We start from the raw sequence: 4,246 nt of genomic DNA, 5'->3' as shown, positions 1-4,246 counted from the left end.
AACCCACAAACCGATCCACCGCCTTCCCCACATTTTCAGGCAGACGCGCAAAAACACCCTCCACCTCCGCGCCCACCTCCCGCGCCGACGCCACACGCTCCCTCGCCAACGCCACATCCCCATCCGCCCCGAACCCACCCGCAACAAACGCCCGCTCAGCCACATCCAACCCACCCACCACGGCCACCACACGCTCCGGCGACCACACCAACCCACCAAACCCCGCACCAGAACCGGACCCCACACCCTCAACACGCCGCGGCCGCTTCGCCAGAGAACCCACCACACCAGACGCCGACCGCTTATTCTCCCGATCCCCACTCGCCACCGACGGCCCGCCGCCTTCCCTGACGCCGCCTGCCGAGGGCAAAACCCCATCGCCGCCCCGCGACCCGGACTGGCTGTCGCCTTCAAGCTCTTGTCTTGCACCGGCCGTCGACTCTCCGCGCTCGGAACCCGGTGCCTGCGCAGGAGCAACCCCCTTGCCCTTATTACGCGGCACATCCCCATTACGCGGCACATCCCCCGAGTCACCGGAAAACTCGTAGCCCTCAACGTCAAACTCGAAGCCCTCGACGACGTCGTCGGCGTCCAGTTCCTCCAAGAACCTCAGGAACCCGTCGCCGTCGCCTTCAAAGGCGCCCGGACTACCGTCGGCATTGGACGCGGCGTCCAGCGCCTGTTCCTGTTCCTGCGTCTGTGGCGATTCCGCTTCCAGCGCCTGTGACGATGCCCCCACGGCCGGCTGCTCAGCCAACAAACCAGTCAGGATCTCTTTGAACACCACCGCAGCGGCCTCGCCCCACCCAGCCCGAAGCAACACCACCCGCCTTACACCCTCAAAGACCGCCCCATCCTCACCCGCCAAGGCGTCCAACTCGTCCGGCGGACCCAACTCGCCCCAAATCTCACTCCACTCCTCACCACTGCCCGGCGGCTCCAACACCGACACCGCCGACAACACCTGCGCCCTGGTCCACACACCCCCCACCCACGAATCCCCCGCCTCCTCCAACTCCACCGCACCCTCACCCGGAACGAACATCATCCCCAGCTCGGGGTCAAACTCAACCCGACCCGAACTCACCGATTCCCCTCCCGGCACCTCCGGATCGGGCCGGGGTGCCAGGACCGCATTCAACTGCGCGGTCCACTGCTTCAGTTCGTTTGCCGAGATCGTGCCCTTGGCGTCCGCGAAAACATCAAGCTCCAACCACGCACCCGACTGAGAAGCCATCAGCGCACGCATCACATCGAACTCATCGCGCCTCAACCACCCCCACCACCCAGACGTCTTCATCAACAACCCCGCAGCCCGCACCGAACGCCCGCGCGGCAGCACCCTACTCACCAGACCTTCGATCGAGGACTTATCAACCAGCCGATCCCCTGGCGCACCGGTCGTCGTATACCACCACGAACCCTCACCACCCCCTTTTCGGGGCGTGTGCGAAACAATGATCCCGGCACCATGCCGCCTCAACACTAGGTTGAGTTCCGAGATTGTGCTACGAACTTGGTCCTCCCTGACGTCGGAGCCCGGCCCCCAGATTTCATTCCAAACATCAGTACGAGAGAACTTCCGCATCGGATCCCGCGCGAATAAAAGCAGCATCGCCAACTTGCCTGCGTCTAACAATTTCCCCCAATCGGCCGCGGCGAACCGGTGCCCCGTTCGCCCACCGATATCGGCCATCGGCATCTTGGGCACATACAGATAAGCCGTCTCGTCACCACGTTTCTCGGTGACAATCCAGGCACTCGACCCCTCGAAGCTTCCGCCACCCAAACGCTTGTGGAGACGAAGGTGCCAGTAGTCGAAACCACTCTGGCTGATGGGATTGTCTAGCGGCCGTTCCGGCCACCCCACCTGCTTCAGAATGCGCGCAGGAACGGGGCGGCCCGGATTCACCTCATAGAACGCCTCCATCCTCTCCGCCGGCGTCGCGAAAGACCCGCGGATCTGTTTGAACGACTCCAACTGCACCGGGCTCTCCTCGGCACGCCGTTGCCGCTCGACGAAGCGCGCCCCCTCCGGCTGCTCCTGCCCCCGCTTGTTCCGCGCCTTCCGCTGCGCGCGGTAGTTCTTTTCACCGAGCTCCGGTTCCTCCAACTTGGTCAGCGTCGCCTTCTCCTTACTCCCGGCCGGCTGCAGCAGCAGGTTCTCGCCAACAGCCGCGACCAGGTCCCCCACCCTCGCAACGGCGCCGACCGAGTTCAGTTCCTCCACTGCCCGCGTCGATGACTCGTCCACCCTCAGCTGCACGTCAGCTTGCAGGTCCGTCAACAACTCCCCCGCACCGGCACTCAACCACGCCCGCCAGTCGTTACCCACCAGCAACTCCAGCCCACCCCGCCGGTGTTCGGGCTGCAACTGTGTACGACCGACATCCGGGATCTCGGCCACCGACAACAACCGATCCCCCTCCTTGCCAGTCGACGCATATACGAACCCCGTAATCCGCTTGCCGTCATAGACGCCAAAGATATGACCCGCACCATTCGCCAGCAACAACCCATTGATCTCAGCGACAATTTGCACGGAACCTCTGGGCGACTTTCGACGGTGCACCGCATCGACCTCTGCCACCGGAATGAAACGCCGAGGCGCCTTGACGAACTCCGCCAACACCTTGACGAAAGGCTGGTCCAGCGCTGCTTCCCAGTTCAAGCGCTTTCGACCACCCGCCAACCCCCCACCATCACCATCCGATACCGCAGCATCCGATACCCCCGCATCCGATACCGCAGCATTCGGAACGAACATGTACTCCCGATCCAGGGACACGACCCACCCCGCCGCGCCAGCACCCGAACCAAGGCCCCTCCGCGCAAAACGCAGATAGTTCCTGAGCGAGTTCCCGCTCCACCCCTGCGCCTCGACAGGACGAGCCCGACCCAACCACGTTTCCGGCTTCACCAGCACATTCGGATTCGCCAGGAACGCGTCTTTTAACGCATCCCCCCAAACCTCATCCGCCCGAGCCGGTTGTGCGTTTCCGGGGCGTTGTGCCGCCGGGGCCAGTTGTGCTGGCGCGCCGGAAGCCCGATGACTCCCGTCGCCCGGACCAGCGCCGCCCCTCAGCTTCTCCAGCTCCCTACGCACCACCCACCGCGGATTCTCGGTGCCCAGAACGCGTCCCAGTTCAGCGGCGAACCGCTTCAGATCCTTCTTGCTCCAGCCACTGTTCGCGATCCGCTCGGCAACGAGGCGAGACACCGTGTTGAACGGGAAACCCACGCCGACTTCACCACCGACGTCGACCCGCTCCAGGTCAACCGGGGTGTCAAACAGGTTGGTCTCGGCGACAATCCTCTGCGCATCATTCAGGACGTTGTAGCCCGGCGGGTCCAGCTTCGTTGCGGCAGCATAAATCCCGTCTTCACTCGTCAGCGCCTCCCGGCCCTCTCCGCGGCCGGCGGCGGGCGGCTGGCCAAACGACGTCGCCAACTCGGGCCGGAGCACCCCCAACCCACGCGCGATCCCCCTGGCGACCTCGACGACGGCATCGCGGTTCAGATCGCGGACACCCAGCAATGTGCTGATTTCGGCAATCGCCGCTTCGTAATGCCTACGGCGGACCTCCAACCGGCTGATCTCGCTGACCTCGCCGAGAAACTCGCGGGCGGTCTGAATCCGGTACAACAGCGTGCCAACATGGCCCGGGCCTAGCCGGGACTCGACGAACTCGCGGACCTGATCAGCGGTGACGGCATCTTCCTCAACGTTCTCCCGATCGGCGACCATGAAACGAAGCGAACGCAAAGCCCACAGCCGGTCAGGCGAATACTCCCGGCCCCAGTCCAGCTCCCGCCCCAACCGGACAACCGCCGAATCCCCGGCGGCAGAACCCACGCCCGGCGCAGGTTCCCCGGCACGGGCCTCTTCGACCTCGATGAGGAACCCATCGTCGTTTGAGCCAACCCGCCCTTCGAACGATCCCCGCACAGACCGCTCAACCAACGGCTCAACCGACGGCACACTCACCCCGCCCGGCCCCGTCCCACCACCACGAGGCCCAGACGACGACCCCACCCCAGGATCGCCCTCAAGGCTGCGGATCGGGAAATCGCCGGTGACCGCACTACCGTCGTCGCCTACCGCATACAGGAAGTACCTCGAGCCAGCATCCTCGAAGTTGTCCGGGAACCCCGACTCCCGCACCCGCTCAACACTCAGATGCCAAGCCTGACCGTCCAACCTGGACGCCCCGGTCTTCGGCAGCCGCACCACCACCGCCTCGAC

1 protein-coding gene is annotated in these 4,246 nt (G+C 64.7%); it reads right to left on the bottom strand.

Annotation, left to right across the window (positions count from 1 at the left end; translation table 11 throughout):
- The coding region (locus AC07EQ_RS43335) for a hypothetical protein (RefSeq protein WP_478393608.1) at positions 1-3,748 on the bottom strand (3,748 nt) is incomplete at its 3' end.
- Between the last annotated feature and the right edge of the window lie 498 nt (positions 3,749-4,246).

Source organism: Saccharopolyspora sp. NPDC045839 (genome assembly GCF_056431645.1).
This window is presented reverse-complemented; position numbering and strand designations above follow the sequence as displayed.